This is a genomic window from Marinibacterium sp. SX1 (assembly GCF_050389775.1).
In the GTDB taxonomy this organism is placed as follows: Bacteria; Pseudomonadota; Alphaproteobacteria; order Rhodobacterales; family Rhodobacteraceae; genus Marinibacterium.
In genome coordinates this window covers 118055-138006 of the sequence record NZ_CP177145.1, presented here as the reverse complement: position 1 = coordinate 138006, position 19952 = coordinate 118055, and the positions used below count along the sequence as shown (strand labels likewise).

Below are 19952 nucleotides of genomic sequence, written 5' to 3'. Positions count from 1 at the left end.
AATGGCTGTACTGATCGACGAATCGACCAAGGTGATCTGCCAGGGGCTGACCGGCTCGCAGGGCACCTTTCACTCCGAACAGGCCATCGCCTATGGCACCAACATGGTCGGCGGCGTGACCCCGGGCAAGGGCGGCACCCAGCACCTGGGCCTGCCGGTCTTCAACTCGGTCCACGAGGCCAAGGCCGTGACCGGGGCCAATGCCACCGTGATCTACGTGCCGCCGCCCTTCGCGGCCGATTCGATCCTTGAGGCGATCGACGCCGAGATGGAGGTCATCGTGGCCATCACCGAAGGCATCCCGGTGCAGGACATGATGCGGGTGAAGCGCGCGCTGGTCGACAGCACCAGCCGGCTGGTCGGGCCGAACTGCCCCGGCGTGATCACGCCGGGTGCCTGCAAGATCGGCATCATGCCCGGCCATATCCACAAACGCGGCTCGGTCGGGGTGGTCAGCCGCTCGGGCACCTTGACTTACGAGGCCGTCAAACAGACCACGGATGTGGGGCTGGGCCAGTCGACCTGTGTCGGCATCGGCGGCGACCCGATCAAGGGGACCGAGCATCTCGACGTGCTGGAATGGTTCCTGGCCGATGACGAGACCGAGGCGATCATCATGATCGGCGAGATCGGCGGGTCGGCCGAGGAAGACGCCGCGCAATTCCTGGCCGACGAGAAGAAGAAGGGCCGCTGGAAGCCGACGGCCGGCTTCATCGCCGGTCGCACCGCGCCTCCGGGCCGGCGGATGGGCCATGCCGGCGCCATCGTGGCCGGCGGCAAGGGCGGCGCCGACGACAAGATCGAGGCGATGAAATCGGCCGGTATCATCGTCGCGGAAAGCCCCGCGGGCCTCGGCGAAGCCGTGCTGGAAGCCATCGGGTAAGACCAGCACGACCCAGACCACCGGGGTGTCCCGCACCAGGGGCACCCGTCACGACCAGGGATTTCAACGTGTTGCAGGGGCGCATCTGCCCCCTGCCTGCAAAACCGCCCCGTTGAAACCGACACGATCCCACCGGCCCCGACGAAAGACCAATAGTGACAACACCCCCTCGGATGAGACACTGTTGGCGCTAACAAGCAATTGCGAACGCGCACCGGGAGCCAGATCATGACCCTATCCCAAGTTCCGCAGGTCCCGCCCCAGGCCGGCACCACGCCGGCCGTGCCCAACGGCACCGGCGGACCCCATGCCGCCCGGCCGGCCGATGACGGCATCCGCTTCCTGGGCAAGATCCTGGGCCGCGTCCTGCACACCCAGGAAGGCGGGCTGGCCTATGACACGGTCGAAAGCATCCGCGTCGCCTCGGTCGAATATCACCGCAACGGCAGCGCCACGGCCTATGACAAGCTGCAGCGCACCATCGACGGGCTGGGCGAAAGCCAGACCCTGCATGTCGTGCGCGCCTTCACCTATTTCCTGCACCTGCTCAACATCGCCCAGGACCAGGAGATGCTGGCCTCGGGGCGCAACAAGACATCGCAGCTGGTCGACATGCTGGACGCCGTGCGCGCCACGGGCATGACCGATGAACAGATCCAGATGTTCTTCCGCGACGCGTTGGTCTCGCCGGTGCTGACGGCCCATCCGACCGAGATCCGCCGCCAGAGCATCATGCGCTCGGAATTCTCCATCGTCGAACTGCTGGACGAACGTGCCCGCGCCCATGCGGTGGGCGCGTCGGCCGACGACATCGACCTGGCCATCGAACGCGAGATCGCCACCCTGTGGCAGACCCACATGCTGCGCCGGTCCAAGCTGACGGTCAACGACGAGATCCGCAACGGGCTGGCCTATTTCGACCACACGTTCTTTCAGGCCGTGCCGCGCATCATGATGGCCGCGCACCGGGCGATGAACCTGGACAAGACGGCCGACGTGCCGCCCTTCCTGCGGATCGGCACCTGGATCGGCGGCGACCGCGACGGCAACCCCTTTGTCACCGAACAGGTGCTGCGCGATTGCTTCCGCATGCAATCGGGCCATGCCCTGCGCCATTACCTGGACGAGGTCGACAAGCTGGGCGGCGAGCTGTCGATGTCGACGCGCGTGGTGCCGGCCAGCGACGAGATCGAAGAGCTGGCCGCGGCCTCGCCCGACACGTCGCATCACCGCATGGACGAACCTTACCGCAAGGTGCTGGTCGGGGTCTTTGCCCGGCTGTCGGCCACGCTCAAGGACATCGACCCCGATGCCCCCCTGCCCCGGGCCACGCTGCCGGCCACGCCCTATGGCCAGCCGGCCGAATTCCTGCGCGAGCTGGACGCGATCGACGCCTCGCTGCGGGCCAACCACGGCGAGATCATCGCCAGCGGCCGGCTGCGCGACCTGCGCCAGAAGGTGCGCAGCTTCGGCTTTCACCTGGCCACGGTCGACCTGCGCCAGAACTCGGCCATCCACGAGGCAACCGTGGCCGAGCTGTTCGAGGCGGTGGCCCCGGGCACCGGCTATGGCGAGATGACCGAGGACGAGCGCATCGCCCTACTGCGGCAGGAACTGGATTCGCCGCGCTCGCTGCTGCGGCCATTCTGGGGCTATAGCGAGGCGACCGAAAAGGAACTGCGGATCTTCAACGCCGCCCGCGAGACGCTGGACCGCTTCGGCCCGCAGGCGATCACCACGGCGATCATCTCGAATGCCCAGTCGGTGTCGGACGTGCTGGAGCTGATGGTGCTGCTGAAACAGGCTGGCATCCTGGACACCGAAGGCCGCTGCACGGTGGCCGTGGTGCCGCTGTTCGAGACGATCGCCGACCTCCAGGAAGGCCCGCGCATCATGGCCGACCTGCTGGACCTGCCCGAATATGCCCGCGTGCTGGATTACCAGGGCGGGCGCCAGGAAATCATGCTGGGCTATTCCGACAGCAACAAGGACGGGGGCTTCGTGACCTCGGGCTGGGAGCTGCACAAGGCCGAGCGCGAACTGGTCAAGCTGTTCAAGGCGCGCAGCCTGAAGCTGCGGCTGTTCCACGGGCGCGGCGGATCGGTCGGGCGCGGGGGCGGCCCGGCCCGCGAAGCCATCGTGGCCCAGCCGCCCGGCGCGGTGGACGGCCAGATCCGGCTGACCGAACAGGGCGAGGTGATCTCGTCGCGCTATTCCCATTCGGTGATCGGCTATGACCATCTCAAGACGCTGGTGACGGCGACGGTCGAAGCCTCGCTGATGGCCGGGCCCGACCTGGTGGATGCCGAGGCCGAGGCGATCATGGAAAGCCTCTCGGCCCACGCCTTCCGGGCCTACCGGGCGCTGGTCTTTGAAACCGACGGGTTCGAGGACTTCTTCTGGTCCTCGACGATCATCAACGAGGTTGCGGCGCTGAACATCGGGTCGCGCCCGGCCTCGCGGTCGAAATCGCGCGAGATCACCTCGTTGCGGGCGATCCCCTGGGTGTTTTCCTGGGCGCAATGCCGGATCATGCTGCCCGGCTGGTACGGGTTCGGCACGGCGGTGGCCAAATGGCGGGCCGAGAACCCCGGCTCGGACGCGCTGGCGCGGCTTTATGCCGAGCTGCCGTTCTTCCATTCGATGGTGTCCAAGGTGGTGTCGATGATCGAAAAAAGCGACCTGTCGATCGCCGCCCATTACGCCGACCTGGTCGAGGATGCCGAGCTGCGCGAGCGGATCTTCTCGCGCATCCGCGAGGAATGGGAAGCGACGGTCGAGGCGGTCGAGCAGATCACCGGCGACCGGCCGGAATCCGGGGCCTCGGACCGCAGCCCCTACCTGGACCCGCTGAACCACATCCAGGTTGCGCTGATGAAGCGCTCGCGCTCGGGCGAAGAGGTGACCGAGCGGCTGCACCGGGGGCTGCTGCTGTCGATCAACGGGGTGGCCTCGGGGCTGCGCAACACCGGCTGAACCACCCGCCCTTTCGGGGTGTGTTGGCCCGTCCCGGCATCGGGGCGGGCGTTCTTCTGCGCCGATACCGGGCGCATCGGGCCGGCAGTCATGGCGCCAATGTGCGACCGCCAGGATCGCCCCGGCCCGGGTCCGGCATTCACCCGCCGGACACAGCGAAACCCCCGCCCGGGGATCACCCGGGCGGGGGTCTCTGCCCGCAGGGATCACTCCGCGGCGAGCAGCTCTGCCTTCTCGACCCGAACGGCAGAGAACTTGAACTCGGGGATCTTCCCGAAGGGATCCAGCGCGGCGTTGGTCAGGATGTTGGCCGCGGCCTCGACATAGGCAAAGGGCAGGAACACGTTGTTTTCCGCCACCGCCCGGTCGGCCCGGGCCATGACCGTGATCGACCCGCGCCGGGTGGTCAGCTGGATGTATTCGCCCGGCGCCACGCCCAGTTCGCGCAGCGTCCTGGGATGCAGCGAACAATTGGCCTCGGGCTCGACCGCGTCCAGGACGGTCGCCCGCCGCGTCATCGACCCGGTGTGCCAATGTTCCAGCTGGCGGCCGGTGATCAGCACGAAGGGATATTCCGGGTCCGGATGCTCGGCCGGCGGGATGACCGTGGCCGGGGCAAACCGGGCGCGGCCTTCGGACCGGGGGAAGCCGTCGCCGAAGACGATGGGCTGGCCGGGATCCTCGGGCGACAGCGACGGATAGGTGACCGCCGTGGTCTGCAGCCGGTCCCAGGTGATGTTGTCGAGCGACTTCATGTTGAGCTTCATCTCGGCGAAGATCTCGCTGGGATGGGTATAGCTCCAGTCCAGGCCCAGGCGCTTGGCCAGCTCGACCTCGATCCACCAATCCTCCTTGGCCTCGCCCGGCGAGGGCACGGCCGGGCGGCCCATCTGCACCTGGCGGTTGGTGTTGGTCACCGTGCCGGTCTTTTCGTACCAGGCCGAGGACGGCAGGATCACGTCGGCGTAATTGGCCGTTTCGGTCAGGAAGATATCCTGCACGACCAGGTGATCCAGCTTGGCCAGGGCATGGCGGGCATGGTCGACATCGGGGTCCGACATCGCCGGGTTCTCGCCCAGGATGTACATGCCCTTGATCTGGTCGTCATGGATGGCATCCATGATCTCGACAACGGTCAGCCCGCGTTCGTTCGAGAAATCCCCCGATTGCCACACATCGGTGAAGGCCGAGCGCACGCCGTCGTCGGTGACCGACTGGTAATCGGGCAGGAACATCGGGATCAGCCCGGCATCCGACGCGCCCTGGACGTTGTTCTGTCCACGCAGCGGGTGCAGGCCGGACCCGGGGCGGCCGACCTGGCCGCACATCAGGGCCAGGGCGATCAGGCAGCGGGAATTGTCGGTGCCGTGGATGTGCTGCGACACGCCCATGCCCCAGAAGATCATGCCCGCCCGCGCCGTTGCAAAGGTCCGGGCCACGTCGCGCAGGGTGTCGGCCGGAATGCCGCAGATCTTCTCCATCTCTTCGGGCGGGAAGTTCTTGAGGTGCTCCTTCATCGCCGGCCAGTTCTCGGTAAAGGCCTCGATGTACTGGCGGTCGTAGAGCTCTTCCTCGACGATGACATTCATGATGCCGTTGAGCATCGACACGTCGCCGCCGGCCTTGAACTGCAGCATGTGCGACGCAAAGCGCTTCATGCCGTGGCCGCGCGGATCCATCACGATCAGCTTGCCGCCGCGCTTGACGAACTGCTTGAAATAGGTCGCCGCGACGGGGTGGTTCTCGATCGGGTTGCAGCCGATGACGATGGCCACGTCGGCATTCTCGATCTCGTTGAACGTGGCCGTCACCGCGCCCGACCCGACGTTTTCCATCAGCGCGGCCACCGACGACGCATGGCACAGGCGGGTGCAGTGATCGACGTTGTTGTGGCCAAAGCCCTGGCGGATCATCTTCTGGAAGAGATAGGCCTCTTCGTTGGAACACTTGGCCGAACCAAAGCCGGCAATCTCGCGCCCGCGGCCCTTCATGCCATTGGCCGCGAAATCCAGCGCCTCGTCCCAGCTGGCCTCGCGGAAATGGGTCGACAGGTCGTTGGGATCGACGTTCAGCCCCTTGGCCGGCGCATCCTCGCGCCGGATCAGCGGCTTGGTCAGCCGGTGCGGGTGGTGGATGTAGTCAAAGCCGAAGCGGCCCTTGACGCACAGCCGGTTCTCGTTGGCCGGCCCGTCGATGCCCTCGGCATAGAGGATCTTGTCGTCCTTGATCTTCAGCGAGATCTGGCAGCCCACCCCGCAATAGGGGCAGACGGTGTTGACCTCGCGGTCGTAATCCTTGCTGTCGCCGACCTGTTCGTCGTCGAGCACGGCGGCCGGCATCAGCGCGCCGGTCGGGCAGGCCTGCACGCATTCGCCGCAGGCCACGCAGGACGACGCGCCCATCGGGTCGTCCTGGTCGAAGACGATCTTGCTGTCATGGCCGCGCCCGGCCATGCCGATCACGTCGTTGACCTGCACTTCACGGCAGGCCCGGACACAGAGGTTGCAGCTGATGCAGGCGTCGAGGTTGACGTTCATCGCCACGTGGCTGTTGTCCAGCAGAGGCACCCGGCTCTTTTCCAGCTTGGGAAAGCGGCTTTCGGTCACGCCGTTCAGCTCGGCCATGTCCCAGAAATGCGAGGACGCATCATGGGCCTTCTCGGGCTGGTCGGCGGCCAGCAGCTCGACCACCATCTCGCGCGACTTGCGGGCGCGCTCGGTCTCGGTCTTGACCACCATGCCCTCGGCCACCGGCCGGATGCAGGAGGCGGCCAGCGTGCGTTCGCCTTCGATCTCGACCATGCAGGCCCGGCAATTGCCGTCCGAGCGATAGCCGGGTTTCGGCTTGTGGCAGAGATGGGGGATGACCAGGCCGCGACCGTTGGCGGCTTCCCAGATGGTAAAGCCCTCGGGGACGGTCACGTCCTCGCCGTTGAGATTGAAAGTCACCGTGGCTGTCTGTGCTCCGTCGGGCATGTCAGACCTCGTCGCTGAAGTGTTTCATGGTAAGGCGGATGGCATTCGGGGCGGCCTGGCCCAGGCCGCAGATCGAGGCATCGACCATCAGGCCGCAGAGATCCTCGAGCAGGTCCTTGTCCCAGGTGTCTTCCTGCATCAGCTTGACCGCCTTCTCGCAGCCGACCCGGCAGGGGGTGCACTGGCCGCAGCTTTCGTCTTCGAAGAAGCGCAGGATGTTCAGCGCCGCGTCACGGCATTTGTCCTGGTCAGACAGGATCACGACGGCGGCCGACCCGATGAAGGTGCCGTGCGGCTGCAGGGTGTCGAAATCGAGCGGCACGTCATCAAGCGATGCGGGAAGGAGACCGGATGACGGGCCGCCCGGCTGGTAGGCCTTGAAGACATGGCCGTCCAGCATTCCACCGCAGGCCTCGATGATGTCGAGGATCGTCGAACCCGCGGGCAACAGGTGGACGCCGGGGTTCTTGACCCGGCCAGAGACCGAATAGTTGCGCAGGCCCTTGCGGCCGTTCTTCTCGGTCGAATTCATGACCTCGGGGCCGAAACGGGCGATGCGCGCGACCCAGTAGAGCGTTTCGACATTGTGCACGAGGGTCGGCCGGTCAAAGATGCCGACCTGCGCAACAAAGGGCGGGCGATGACGCGGCAGGCCGCGCTTGCCTTCGATCGATTCGATCATCGCGCTTTCCTCGCCGCAGATGTAAGCCCCGGCGCCCCGGCGCAGGTCGATATAGCCTTCGCGGACGATACCGGCCTTTTCCAGCTCGGCGATTTCATGGGCCAGGATCTTGAGCACGGCGGGATATTCGTCGCGCATGTAGATAAAGCATTTCTCGGCCTCGACGGCCCAGGCCCCGATCAGCATGCCTTCGAGGAACATGTGCGGATCGCGTTCCAGGTGGTGGCGGTCCTTGAAGGTGCCCGGCTCGCCCTCGTCGCCGTTGACGGCCAGGTAGCGCGGACCGGCCTCGGCCCGCACAAAGCTCCACTTCCGGCCCGAGGGGAACCCGGCGCCGCCCAGGCCGCGCAGGCCGGCATCCAGCAGGCTGGTCTGGACGGCCTCGGGGTCGCCGCCGGCACGCAGCTCGGCCAGCTTGCGATAGCCGCCATCGGCCTTGTACTCGGCAAAGCCCTGGTAATCGGGCAGATGCGGATGGGTGTCACCGGCATGCACCGCGGCGATGACCTTTTCGGGCGTGGCGAAATCGACGTGGTTGTGGCCCAGCTCGATCACCGGGGCAGTGTCGCAGCGGCCCATGCAGGGCGCGCGCAGCACGCGCACCTCGGCCGGGTCCAGCCCGTCTTCCAGCGCCGCCTTGAGCTGTTGCGCCCCGGCCATCTCGCAGGACAGCGAATCGCAGACCCGGATGGTCAGCGCCGGCGGCGGGGTCTCGCCGTCGCGCACGACATCGAAATGGGCATAGAAGGTGGCCACCTCATAGACCTCGGACTGGGCCATGCGCATTTCATGCGCCAGCGCACAGATGTGATCGGCCGACAGATGGCCGTAACGGTCCTGAATCAGGTGGAGAAATTCGATCAGCAGGTCGCTGCGCCGGGGTCGGTTGCCCAGCAGCGCCTGGACCTGTTCGAGCGCAAGGTCATCGACCTGGCGGCCTTTCGGCGTCCTGCGGCTTTTCCCGGTGCCTTTTTTCTTCCAGATGCCTTTTTGATCATCCAAAGGTGCCATGGTGTCCTCCCTTGCAGTGAAAACGGTGGCACCCGGCCTCCGTTTTGTAAATTTTCGACTCGTTAAGCCGCGATAAGGGCGGCTTATCGAGATTTGGTTACGACCGCCCTCAGGGCCTCCACGGTCGGCAATCCGGTGTCCCGGTTGGACGAGACGAGGCAGACCGAGCGTTCGTGGAACGGCTCGACCAGCGGCAGGGTCAGCGCGCCGTCGAACCCGCCCATCGAATCGGCCAGCACCCGGGGCAGCACCGTCGCGGCCAGGCCCTGCACGGCCAGAACGATGGCCGAGGTAAAGCCGCTGGTCTCGGCGATGACATGGGGATCGGCATCGACCTGTTCGAAGATCTGGTCGATGATCCGGCGGTTCTGCATGCCCGGTTCCAGCAGGCACAGCGGGATCGCCGCCGCCTCGGTCCAGGTGATGTTGCCCTGCGGCCGGGGCGCCAGGTGGGCCGGCACCAGCAGGACGTATCCTTCGTCATAGAGCGGCTCGACCTGCAGCATGTCGCGCGGCGCGCCGTCGGCATAGGTGATGCCCGCGTCGAAGATGCCGTCTTCCAGCCCCTGCTGGATGGCCAGCGACGAGGCGGATTCGATGCGCATGACGATATTGGGATAGGCCTGGTTCAGCTCGATCAGCATCAGGCTGGCATAGGCCACGGCCGAGGGGATCACCCCCAGCTTGAGCGCGCCCGAGACATCCCCCTTGGAATAGCGGAATTCCTGCTCGAAGACCTCGACCTCGTCCATGATCGCCCGGGCATGGCGCACGATCATCATGCCGTCCTCGGTCAGGCCCTGGAACCGGTTGCCACGCTTGACGATCGAGGTCTGCAAGCGCTCTTCGATGCGCCGGATGCGCATCGAGAAGGCCGGCTGCGAGATACCGCATTCATGGGCCGCCCGGGCAAAGTGCTTGTGACGGGCCAACACCGAGAGGCATTTCAAGTCCTTGAGATCAATCAAGTTTCCTCCTCCGCCCACGCTGGAGGACCGGGCGTTTGCAGGCTCTGCATGGCCCTTCGGTACAAGTCTGATCCGTGCCGGTTGCGTTGACATGTGACGATTTGTGGCATACCAAGTACCACATAGCAAGCATTCGGGGAGGAGTGCTGAAATGTTTTTGTCCGAGCATCAATCGAAGGAACTCCTGGCGCAATATGGCGTGCCCGTACCGTCGGGCCGGCTGGCGCGGTCGCCTGAGGAAGCGGAACAGCGGTGTTCAGAATTCCCGGCCCGCAAATATGTCGTCAAGGCCCAGATCACCGCCGGCGGCCGCGGATTGGCCGGAGGCGTGCGTTTTGCGGCCACGCCCTCGGCCGTGGCCGACGAGGCCCGGCGCATGCTGGGCACGACGCTGGTCACCGCCCAGACCGGGGCCGATGGCGAACATGTCGCGGCGGTGTCGGTCGAAGAGGCGCTGGACCTGGCGGCCAGTTTCTTCGTGGCCTTCGTGCTCGATCCGGCCAGCGGCCAGCCCATGCTGCTGGCCTCGTCGGAAGGCGGGGTCGAGTTCGAACAGCGCCAGCAGATGGACCCGGACACGGTCAAGACGATGATCCTGGACGAAGACGGCCCCGCCGCCCGCGATGCGCTGGCCGGCTTCCTGGCCCGCATCGGCATCGAGGGCGAGGCCCCCCAGGACATCCTGTTCGCCGCGCGCAAGGCCTTTGTCGACACCGACATGGCCCTGCTGGAAATCAACCCCTTCGCGCGCACCGGCGGCGGCGCCTGGGTGGCGATCGACGCCAAGATCACGCTGGATGGCAGCGCCCTGTTCCGCCACCCCGAATTCGAGTCGCTGACCGAGAAACAGGGGCTGTCGGCAACCGAGATGGAAGCCCAGAAGAACGACATCAACCTGGTGCGAATGGATGGCAACATCGGCGTGGTGGTCAATGGCGCGGGGCTGGGCCTGGCGACCAACGACATGGTCTATGACGCGGGCGGCACCCCGGCCAATTTCATGGACATCCGCACCACGGCCACCAGTTTCGACATCGCCAAGGGCGTGTCGCTGCTGCTGGACCAGCCCAGGGCGCGGGTCATCCTGCTGAACGTGCACGGCGGCGGCATGACCGCCTGCGATACCGTGGCCGAGGGCATTTCCTTTGCCTATTCGCGGTCGGATCGCAAGCTGCCCGTGGTCGCCCGGCTGGCCGGGCAGAATGCCGAATGGGGCATCCGCATCCTCAAGGACCGGCAGATCCCGGTCGAGGTCTTCGACACCATGTCCGGCGCGGTCGGCCGCGCCGTCGAACTGGCAGGCTGAGGGAGGCAACCCATGTCGATTTTCGTCAATTCCGAGACAAAGGTGATCGTCCAGGGCATGACCGGGCGGGCCGGAACCTTCTATACCGACCAGGCCGTGCGCTATGGCTCGACCTATGTGGGCGGCGTGCGCCCGGGCAAGGGCGGGCGGCGTCACCTGGACCTGCCGCTGTTCGACACGGTGCAGGAAGCGGTGAGCGAAACCGGGGCCAATGCCAGCCTGGTCATCGTGCCCGCCCCCTTTGCCGCCAACGCCATGATCGAGGCCATCGAGGCCGGCATCGGCACGCTGGTCTGCGTGACCGAACGGGTGCCCCAGCATGACATGAGCCGGGTCAAGGCCGCGCTGCGTGGAGCCGACACCATGCTGATCGGGCCCAATTCCCAGGGCATCCTGTCGCCCGGCCAGTGCAAGATCGGCGTCATGCCCACGGTCGATGCCCGGCCGGGCAACATCGGCATCGCCTCGCGGTCGGCCTCGCTGACCTCGGAAATCCTGGCGCAATGCAGCCGGGCCGGGCTGGGCCAGTCGACAACCGTCGGCGTCGGCGGCGACACCCTGCACGGGGTGGGCTTTGTCGATTGCCTCAAGCGGTTCCGCGACGACCCCGACACCGAGGCCGTCGTGCTGATCGGCGAGATCGGCGGCGCCGAAGAGGAAGAGGCCGCGGCCTATATCCGCGACAGCGGCTTTGCCAAGCCGGTGGTGGCGCTGGTCGTCGGCCGCCATGCCCCGCAGGGCCGGCGGATGGGCCATGCCGGCACGGTGTCGGCCCTGGGCCTGGGATCGGCCGAGGAAAAGATCGACCGCCTGCGCCGGGCAGGCGTGGCCATCGCCCGGACGGCCGATGACGTGGTGCAGGCCCTTGTCGGCTTCCAGAAGGCGGCGTGAAGCATCATGAAGGATCTGCCCGACACGATGCGCATCGTCGAGATGGACGGCGCCGGCGGCCCCGAGGTGCTGAGCCCCGGCAGCCGTGAAACAGTACACCCCGCCCCCGGCGAGGTGCTGATCCGCGTGGTGGCCGCCGGGATCAACGGCCCCGACATGGTGCAGCGGCGGGGCCATTACCCGCCGCCCAAGGGCGCGTCGGACCTGCTCGGCCTCGAAGTCTCGGGCCAAGTCGTCGGCCTGGGCGCAGGCGTGCAGGGCTGGGCCCCCGGCGACATGCTCTGCGGGCTGACCAATGGCGGGGGCTATGCCGAATACGTGGCCGTGCGCGCCGATCATTGCCTGCCGATCCCCGAGGGCGTCAGCGTGATCGACGCCGCCGGCCTGCCCGAGACCTTCTTCACCGTCTGGAGCAATGTCTTCCTCGACCAGGCCCTGCCCGAGGGCGGCCGGTTCCTGGTGCATGGCGGGTCCGGTGGCATCGGCTCGACGGCGATCCAGCTGGGCACGGCCATGGGGCTGGAGGTCTTCACCACGGTCGAGGCCGGCGAGGCCACCGACTTTGCCACCTCGCTGGGCGCGGCGCGCTGCATCGATTTCCGCAACGAGGATTTCGTGGCGATCTGCCGCGAGGCCGGCGGGGCCGACGTGATCCTCGACATCATCGGCGGCGATTACGTGGCGCGCAACATCAAGGCCGCCCGCCACGATGCGCGCATCGTCCAGCTGGCCTTCAACGCCGGCTCGAAGGTCGAGATCGACCTGATGCCGGTGATGCTCAAGCGCATTTCCTACACCGGCTCGACCCTGCGGTCGCGGCCCGATGGCTTCAAGGCCCGGGTCGCCGCCAGCCTGCGTGCCGAGGTCTGGCCGCTCTTTGCCAGCGGCGCCCTGCGCCCGGTGACCCATGCGGTGCTGCCGCTGGACCAGGCCGGCGAAGGGCACCGGATGATGGAAGCGGCGGGGCACCTGGGAAAGATCCTGCTGACACCATGAGACCATCGCAATGAGACACTGACCCCGACACCGGCCCGCAAAGAAGCCGGGCGGGGCACCAACCAGGGACACCCGGGACACCGCGGGGGGGGACAACATGAACAAGATCTGGAATTTCGTGGCGGAATATTCCGTCCTGCTGATCAGCGGGGCGATCCTGGCCCTGATCTGGGCCAACCTGGCCCCGGGAGCCTATCACCATTTCGTCGAGTTCGAGCTGTTCCACGGCGGACCGATCGGCCATCTGCATGACGACGGCCAGGGCCATGTCACCCGGTCCTTCACCCTGCATTTCCTGGTCAACGACGTGCTCATGGCCTTCTTCTTCGCCGTCGCCGGCAAGGAGGTCTGGGAGGCCATCGCCCTGAAGAACGGCTCGCTGCGCGGCAAGAAGGCATTCACCCCGCTGATCGCCACCGCCGGGGGCATGATCGGGCCGGTCACGGTCTACCTGCTGGGCGCGGCGGCCCTGGGCAAGTTCACCCTGCTGGCCAATGGCTGGGCCATTCCCACGGCCACCGACATCGCCTTTTCCTACCTTGTCGGCCGGCTGGTCTTTGGCCCCGGCCATCCGGCCATCGGTTTCCTGCTGCTGGTGGCCATTGCCGATGATGCCGCCGGCCTGGTCATCCTGGCCATCTTCTATCCCCAGGGCGACCTGGCCCCGGCCTGGCTGCTGATGTCGGTGCTGGCCGCCGTGGGCGCCTACCTGCTCTTCAACCGCCTTCCCCGGAGGCTGGACCGGGGGCGCCAGGACCGGCCCAATTCGACCTGGGTGCGCACGAAACTGTCCTACTGGCCCTATCTCGCGGCCGGGGCGATCAGCTGGTTCGCCTTTCACAAGGCCGGCATCCACCCCGCGCTCGGCCTGCTGCCGATCATCCCGGCAATGCCCCATGCCGAGGTCGATTACGGCATCTTTGCCGCCGAAGAGGCCCACCAGCACGATCTGCTCAACGAGGCCGAGCACAAGCTGAAAATCCCCGTCGAAGGCATCCTGTTCCTCTTCGGGCTGATGAATGCCGGGGTCGAATTCTCGGCCGTGGGCGGGGCCACGGTGCTGGTGCTGGCCGGGCTGCTGATCGGCAAGCCCATCGGCATCTGGCTGATGGGCTCGCTGGCGGCCAACACGCTCCGGCTGGGCTTGCCCGACGGCATGAAGACCACCGATCTCTTTGTCGTCGGCTGTGTCGCGGCGATCGGCTTCACCGTCTCGCTCTTCGTGGCCTCGGTGGCCTTTCCCGCCGGCCCGGTCCAGGACGCGGCCAAGATGGGCGCCCTGCTGTCCTTTGCCGCCGCCGCCATGTCCTTTGCCGCCGGCCGGGCGCTGGATGCCCGGGGCACGGGCGGGGCGCCCGCCGCGACGGACAGCGGCGCCGCCGGCCCCACCGCCGCCGAATAGGCCCGCAACCAGACCCCGTCGCGGGCCTGCCACAGGGCCCGCGGCCAATCCCCCCTTTCGGACAGGATGACCGGACATGAACACCCAGCCCCATTTCCCGCCGCAACCGCCCCAGCCCGGCGGGGCCAACCGGCTGCTGCTGGGCAATTACATCCGCCAGGCCGAGATCGGCGCCTTTGACGAGGAACGCGGCGTCGAACAGACCCTGCGCTTCAACCTCAGCGTCGAGACCACCGCGCCTGACGCGCCCGGCGGCGACGATGTCGACGGCATCCTCAGCTATGACACCCTGGTCCAGACCATCGACGCCGTGTTGGCCGGCGAGCGGCTGGACCTGCTGGAAACCCTGGCCGAACGGATCTGCGACCGGCTGCTGGAGCGTGATCGCATCAGCCAGGTGCGCCTGCGGATCGAAAAGCTCGACCGGGGGCCGTTTTCCTTGGGCATCGAGATCGAGCGCAGCCGGCCCGCCGCCACGCCCGAGTTGTGCGACCTGGCCCGGGCCATGGGCGAGGCCGCCGGTGCGCCGGTGGTGGCCGTCGTGGATGACGAGGCAGCCGGGCAGGCCCGGCTGATCGAGTGGTGCGACGCCCTGCTGGCCGAGGGCCGGCCGGTGATCCTGGCCCCCTGCCCGACACCCGGCGCCGGGGTCTATGCCACCACCCCGCGGCGGGCCGACACCGCCGCGGCACAGCGCCAGATCGACCTGCTGGCCATGGAACAGCTGGCCTGGGCCATCGCCGCCCGCGACCCGCGCTGCCGGGTCGTCGAAAGCCGGACCGAGCTGCAATATGCCATCGACAAGGCCTTCCTGGCCGTCTGGGCCCCCGCCCGCATCGTCCGCCGCGCCCGCGAGCCCGAGGTCCGCGACCGGCTCTCCGGCGCGGAGCTGGCCCATTGGTTTGCCGGGCAGCTGGGCGCCGAGCGAGTTGTCGCCCTGGGCCAGCCCGCGCGCACCAGCGGGGCCTCAACCGCCAAGGCAACCGCAGCCGCCGCCCCCGCCGCAGACCCTGCGCCCGCATCGCCCCCCGCTCCTGAATCGGCCGCGACTCCCACGTCGCCCTCCGCCCCCGCGCCGTCCGCCACCCCAGCGTCGTCCCCCGCCCCGGCGTCGGTCACCGCATCAGCCAAGGCCGGCCCCCTGCCCGCCGAATGACCCCCTCCCGCCCCGCGTCCCGGAAAATCGCGGGGCCGGGGGCAATTCCCGTTGCTTGTTCTTGGTATACCTAGTACCATGAACCTGTGAGAGCGGCTCCGCGCCGCCTTCACCGAACCGAGACCGAAAGAGAGGCCGCGGGTCTTGTCCGATCTGACCACCACCACGGGCCGGACGCCGTGTACGCCCCGGGATCTCCCCTCCTCCTTATCCTCCCGTAGCGGAGGTTTCGGAGGCGTGTGCATCCTGACCCCGGCCCGGCCTGACCGGTCCCGTACGGGCAGGGCGGCGCGACCACGACCCATCGGGTCCGGCGCGTCGCCCGACCCGACCCCAATCCCTTGCGGAGCGCCCAGATGAATACCCGCCCCCAGGATCTGCATGCTGTCCAAAACCCGGGCCAAAATTCGGGTCAAGACCCGGACCAAGGTTCAGGCCAAAACCCCAACCAACATCACGGCCAGGACCAGGACACGGGCCAGCAGGTGCGCCCCGAGTCAGCCCAGGACCCCCGCCCGAACCAGACCAACGCCCCCGCCGATGACCCCACGCGCCCGGCTGCGCCCAGGGCCGGGCCGGCCAGCCCCCAGGCACCCCAAGCCACCGCCGGCCTGTCGCCGGCCGATGCGCTGGACACGCTGCGCCACTGGCTGGCCGGCGCATCGGCGGCCGAACGCGCGGCGCTGGCCGACCACATCGCCCGGCAACCGCCCGCGGACAGGCCCGATCACACCGCCCCCGCAGCGCCGCCCTTGTCCCGCGACTACCCCGGCGATTTCACCGCCGATGCGGCCTATATCGCCCGCCTGCCCGACCTTCAGAACGGGCCGGGCAGCCTGATCCGCGGGGCCCGCGACCAGATCGCCCATGTCGGCATCTCGGGCTTTCGCCTGCCCATCCGCTACCGCCTGCGCGGCGGCGGCGAGACCACGCTGGAAACCGGGGTGACCGGCACGGTCAGCCTGGCCCCCGACCGCAAGGGCATCAACATGTCGCGCATCATGCGCAGCTTCTACCGGGCCTCGGAACGGGCCTTCAGCTTTGATGTCATCGAAGACGTCCTGGCCGATTACCTGGCCGACCATGACAGCGCAGATGCCCGGATCGCCCTGAACACCCGCTTTCCCATGCGCGTGACGGCCCTGCGCTCGGGGCTGGAAGGCTACCAGTATTACAACGTCACGCTCGAAGTCCTGGCCGATGGCGCCGCCCGCCGGCAGGTGCTGCACCTCGATTACGTCTATTCCTCGACCTGCCCCTGTTCGCTGGAACTGTCCGAACATGCCCGGGCCACGCGCGGCCAGCTGGCCACGCCCCATTCGCAACGCTCGGTCGCCCGGCTGTCGATGGTGCCCGTTCGCGGACCGGGGCCGCTGTGGTTCGAAGATGTCGTCGACCTGTGCCGCCGGGCCGTGCCGACCGAGACCCAGGTCATGGTCAAGCGCGAGGACGAACAGGCCTTTGCCGAGCTGAACGCGGCCAACCCGATCTTTGTCGAGGATGCCGTGCGGCTCTTTGCCCAGGCCCTGGCCGGCGACCGGCGGATCGGCGATTACCGCGTGCTGGCCAGCCACCAGGAAAGCCTGCACAGCCACGATGCCGTGGCGCTGATGACCCGGGGCCCGTCCTTTGCCGGGCCCAGCGTCGACCCGCACCTGTTCCAGGACCTGCGGATGCTGCGATGAGCAGCCCGCCGGCAGACCCCCGCCCGGCCCCTGCCCGCCCGACCGGCGGTGCCGGACCGGCGCGGGTGTGGCCTCGGCCGCCATGGCGCGCGCGGCCGAGGCCCCCGTTTGCCCCCTGTTCCGTGATGGCCGGCCCCAGGAGGCCGCGCCCGGGCAGAGGCACCGCCACCCGGCGGAACACGGCGGGCCGCGCCGGCCCTGCGATGAAATCCGCGCAATTGCCGGGCGGTAGGAGTATGCTTGTGGAATCACACTCGATTTTCCACCCGGCAGCAGCGCGCGCCACGATCCGCCGGGACAGCCCGGAGACCCCATGCATTCCGACGGAGCGCCGCACATGCTGATCCCCAACGAAACCGACGGCATCGCGCGCATCCAGCCCGACGCCGGGGTTGGCAGCTGGGCGCATGGCGAACGGGCGGCCGACCTGCAACGGCTGGTCGACCTGGGCCTGCCCTGCCCGGTGACCATCGCCCTGTCCTGCGCCAAGGTCCACGAGATCGCCGAGGGGCTGCGCTTCAACCCGGCCGGGGTGGTCAACGAATTCGGGCCGGACCCGCTGATGTCGGTGCAACCCTCCAGCGGCCAGAGGTCCTGGGGCGGGCCACGGGCCTTTCACGATGTCGGGCTGAACGCGGCCACCCATGCCCGCATGGCCCGACTGCTGCGCCGCGAGCGGGCCGACCGGCGGCGGCTGGCCTTCATCCTGCGCTATGCGACCGACGTGGCCTGCCTGGATGCCGAAAGCTTCGAAACGGCCGGCCGGGCCGCCGATCCCGTGGCCACGGCGCTTGCGATCTATGCCGACGAGGCGGCCGAGCCCTTTCCCGAAGACGCCGGGCTGCAGCTGTCCAGGGTGCTGTCGTCGATGGCCAAGGCCTGGGAAGGCGTGACCGCCCGGCTGCTGCGCCATGCCCAGGGCGCGCCGCTGGATGCCGGGCTGGGCCTGCTGGTCCAGGACAACGGCTGGGCCATGACCCGGGGCGAAATCGCGCTGATCCAGGCCCGCATGTTCGACCCCATCACCGGCCGTCAGCGGATCAACGGCCAGGTGCGGATCCGGGGTCGCCAGGCCCGGGACACGGCCCCGGATCCGGCCGGGGACACCCCCAAAGACACGGGCAAGGACACGGGCCATTCCCCGGCCCAAACCGGCGCCCGGATCACGGGCACGGCCGAGGAAGGGCTGGAAACCGGCTTTCGCGACCGCGCGCCCGATGCCTTCTATGAAATCGCCGGGGTGCTGGAAACCGGGCGGGGCGGCTTCCGCGAGGATCGCGACTACGACATGGCCCTGACCGATCGCGGCCTGCTGGTGCTGGACGCCCGGCCGGCGACCAGCAGCGCCCGGGTCGCCCTGAACAACGCCATCGCCCTGGTCGAAGCCGGGGTGATCAGCCGTGACGACGCCCTGCTGCGCATCGCCCCTCCGGCCCTGGCCGGGTTCCTGCATCCCCAGGTCACCCCCGATCCCGACCGCAAGCCCCTGTTTTCCGGCGTTGCCGCCTCGCCCGGCGGGGCGACGGGCACCATCGTCTTCACCCCCGATGCCGCCGCGGCCTGCGCCGCGCGGGAAGAGCCCTGCATCCTGGTCCGGCGCGAGACCAATCCCGAGGACATCCGCGGCATGCACCTGGCCCAGGCCATCGTGACCGAACGCGGCGGCATGACCAGCCATGCGGCGGTCATCGCCCGGGGACTGGGCGTGCCCTGCATCACCGGGGCCTCCAGCGTGACCGTCTCGGCCGACAAGGCCCGCATGACCCTGCGCGACGGCCGGGTGCTCTGTGAAGGCGACCGGCTAACCATCGACGGCACCAATGGCGAGGCCTACGAGGGCGAGATCGCCATGACCCCGCCCGACACCGATGCCTCCTTCCAGGAATTCATGTCCTGGGCCGATGCCGCCCGCGACATGGGCATCCGGGCCAATGCCGACACGCCCGAGGATGCCGCCCTGGCCCGGTCGTTCAAGGCCGAGGGCATCGGCCTGTGCCGCACCGAGCACATGTTCTTCGAACCCTCGCGCCTGATCGTCATGCGCGAGATGATCTTTGCCGGCTCGGAACAGGATCGCCGCGCGGCGCTGGACCAGCTCTTGCCCATGCAGCGCGCCGATTTCACCGCGCTCTTCGAAACCATGGCCGGCCTGCCCGTCTGCATCCGCCTGTTCGACCCGCCACTGCACGAATTCCTGCCCGCCGACCGCGAGGGCCGGATGAACCTGGCCCAGTCGCTCGACCTGTCGCTGACCGAGGTGACCAAGCGGATCGAAACCATTTCCGAGTTCAACCCGATGCTGGGCATGCGCGGCGTGCGGCTGGGGCTGATGCATCCCGAGATCTACGAGATGCAGGTGCGCGCGATCTTCGAAGCGGCCATCGAGGCCGGCGAGGCCGCCGGCACGCGGGTCGAGCCCGAGATCATGATCCCCCTGGTGGCCGGGCGCAGCGAGGTCCGGCTGGTCAAGACACGGATCGACAGCGTAGCCGCGGCGGTGCGCGTGGCCACCGGCAAGGACGTGACCTATCGGCTGGGCGTGCTGGTCGAAACGCCCCGCGCGGCGCTCTGTGCCGCCGAGATCGCCGAATATGCCGAGCTGCTCAGCTTTGGCACCAACGACCTGACACAGATGACCTATGGCCTGTCGCGCGACGATGCCAGCCGGTTCATGAAATCCTATGTCCAGCAGGGCGCGCTGACCCTGGATCCCTTCGAAACGCTGGATTTCAAGGGCGTGGGCGAGCTGATCCGCATCGGGGCCGACCGGGGACGGGCGGCCAACCCGACGATCGACCTGTCGATCTGCGGCGAACATGGCGGTGACATCGACACCATGGCCTTTTGCCGCGAGGCCGGGTTCAGCTATGTGTCATGTTCGCCCTTCCGCGTGCCCATCGCCCGGCTGTCGGCCGCCCAGCTGGCCATCCGGTCGCGGATGGAATGAGCCCGGAGCACGGCCCCCGATGACACCTGCCCCTGCCGCTTCCTCATCATGATTGCGCCTGGTTCGATAGGAAT

General features: G+C 68.0%; 12 protein-coding genes. 9 read left to right on the top strand and 3 right to left on the bottom strand.

What is annotated here, in order from left to right:
- The first annotated feature begins 1 nt into the window (after position 1).
- Complete coding sequence (gene sucD / locus ACK3BB_RS22065; protein ID WP_428929030.1) at positions 2-883, top strand: succinate--CoA ligase subunit alpha; 882 nt, start codon at positions 2-4, stop codon at positions 881-883.
- Between the two features lie 228 nt (positions 884-1111).
- Entirely contained in the window at positions 1112-3859 is a 2748-nt protein-coding gene (gene ppc / locus ACK3BB_RS22060; RefSeq protein ID WP_428929029.1) for a phosphoenolpyruvate carboxylase, read from the top strand.
- A 206-nt stretch (positions 3860-4065) separates the two neighbouring features.
- On the opposite strand, the gene fdhF is transcribed toward ppc, so the two are convergent.
- From fdhF to ACK3BB_RS22045, 3 genes are all read right to left on the bottom strand, one after another.
- Positions 4066-6834, bottom strand: a complete 2769-nt coding sequence (gene fdhF / locus ACK3BB_RS22055) for a formate dehydrogenase subunit alpha (RefSeq protein WP_428929028.1) — start codon at positions 6832-6834, stop codon at positions 4066-4068.
- Between the two features lies 1 nt (position 6835).
- A complete protein-coding gene (locus ACK3BB_RS22050) occupies positions 6836-8527 on the bottom strand; it encodes an NAD(P)H-dependent oxidoreductase subunit E (RefSeq protein ID WP_428929027.1) in 1692 nt (563 codons plus the stop codon).
- Positions 8528-8610: 83 nt separating this feature from the next.
- A complete protein-coding gene (locus tag ACK3BB_RS22045; protein ID WP_428929026.1) occupies positions 8611-9495 on the bottom strand; it encodes a LysR family transcriptional regulator in 885 nt (294 codons plus the stop codon).
- Between the two features lie 151 nt (positions 9496-9646).
- Between ACK3BB_RS22045 and ACK3BB_RS22040 the strand changes: the two genes are divergently transcribed.
- The 7 genes from ACK3BB_RS22040 to ACK3BB_RS22010 all read left to right on the top strand — a co-directional run bounded on the left by ACK3BB_RS22040 (position 9647) and on the right by ACK3BB_RS22010 (position 19878).
- A complete protein-coding gene (locus ACK3BB_RS22040) occupies positions 9647-10801 on the top strand; it encodes a succinate--CoA ligase subunit beta (protein ID WP_428929025.1) in 1155 nt (384 codons plus the stop codon).
- Between the two features lie 12 nt (positions 10802-10813).
- Positions 10814-11692, top strand: coding sequence for a succinate--CoA ligase subunit alpha (gene sucD / locus ACK3BB_RS22035; protein WP_428929024.1), 879 nt, complete (start codon positions 10814-10816; stop codon positions 11690-11692).
- A 6-nt stretch (positions 11693-11698) separates the two neighbouring features.
- Positions 11699-12688 (top strand): NAD(P)H-quinone oxidoreductase, encoded by a 990-nt coding sequence (locus ACK3BB_RS22030; RefSeq protein ID WP_428929023.1) that lies wholly within the window; start codon positions 11699-11701, stop codon positions 12686-12688.
- Positions 12689-12785: 97 nt separating this feature from the next.
- Complete coding sequence (locus ACK3BB_RS22025; RefSeq protein ID WP_428929022.1) at positions 12786-14090, top strand: Na+/H+ antiporter NhaA; 1305 nt, start codon at positions 12786-12788, stop codon at positions 14088-14090.
- Between the two features lie 76 nt (positions 14091-14166).
- Positions 14167-15246: a dihydroneopterin aldolase gene (locus ACK3BB_RS22020; protein WP_428929021.1), complete on the top strand. Its 1080-nt coding sequence runs from the start codon at positions 14167-14169 to the stop codon at positions 15244-15246.
- A gap of 611 nt (positions 15247-15857) precedes the next feature.
- Positions 15858-16931 (top strand): GTP cyclohydrolase FolE2, encoded by a 1074-nt coding sequence (gene folE2 / locus ACK3BB_RS22015; protein WP_428929044.1) that lies wholly within the window; start codon positions 15858-15860, stop codon positions 16929-16931.
- 313 nt (positions 16932-17244) lie between these two features.
- Positions 17245-19878 (top strand): putative PEP-binding protein, encoded by a 2634-nt coding sequence (locus ACK3BB_RS22010; protein ID WP_428929020.1) that lies wholly within the window; start codon positions 17245-17247, stop codon positions 19876-19878.
- Positions 19879-19952 lie beyond the last annotated feature (74 nt).

Coding starts and splice junctions, on each gene's coding strand:
- ppc (WP_428929029.1), top strand. CDS start 1,112: ATGACCCTATCCCAAGTTCCGCAGGTCCCGCCCCAGGCCGGCACCACG.
- ACK3BB_RS22030 (WP_428929023.1), top strand. CDS start 11,699: ATGAAGGATCTGCCCGACACGATGCGCATCGTCGAGATGGACGGCGCC.
- ACK3BB_RS22025 (WP_428929022.1), top strand. CDS start 12,786: ATGAACAAGATCTGGAATTTCGTGGCGGAATATTCCGTCCTGCTGATC.
- ACK3BB_RS22020 (WP_428929021.1), top strand. CDS start 14,167: ATGAACACCCAGCCCCATTTCCCGCCGCAACCGCCCCAGCCCGGCGGG.
- sucD (WP_428929030.1), top strand. CDS start 2: ATGGCTGTACTGATCGACGAATCGACCAAGGTGATCTGCCAGGGGCTG.
- fdhF (WP_428929028.1), bottom strand. CDS start 6,834: ATGCCCGACGGAGCACAGACAGCCACGGTGACTTTCAATCTCAACGGC.
- ACK3BB_RS22050 (WP_428929027.1), bottom strand. CDS start 8,527: ATGGCACCTTTGGATGATCAAAAAGGCATCTGGAAGAAAAAAGGCACC.
- sucD (WP_428929024.1), top strand. CDS start 10,814: ATGTCGATTTTCGTCAATTCCGAGACAAAGGTGATCGTCCAGGGCATG.
- ACK3BB_RS22010 (WP_428929020.1), top strand. CDS start 17,245: ATGCATTCCGACGGAGCGCCGCACATGCTGATCCCCAACGAAACCGAC.
- ACK3BB_RS22040 (WP_428929025.1), top strand. CDS start 9,647: ATGTTTTTGTCCGAGCATCAATCGAAGGAACTCCTGGCGCAATATGGC.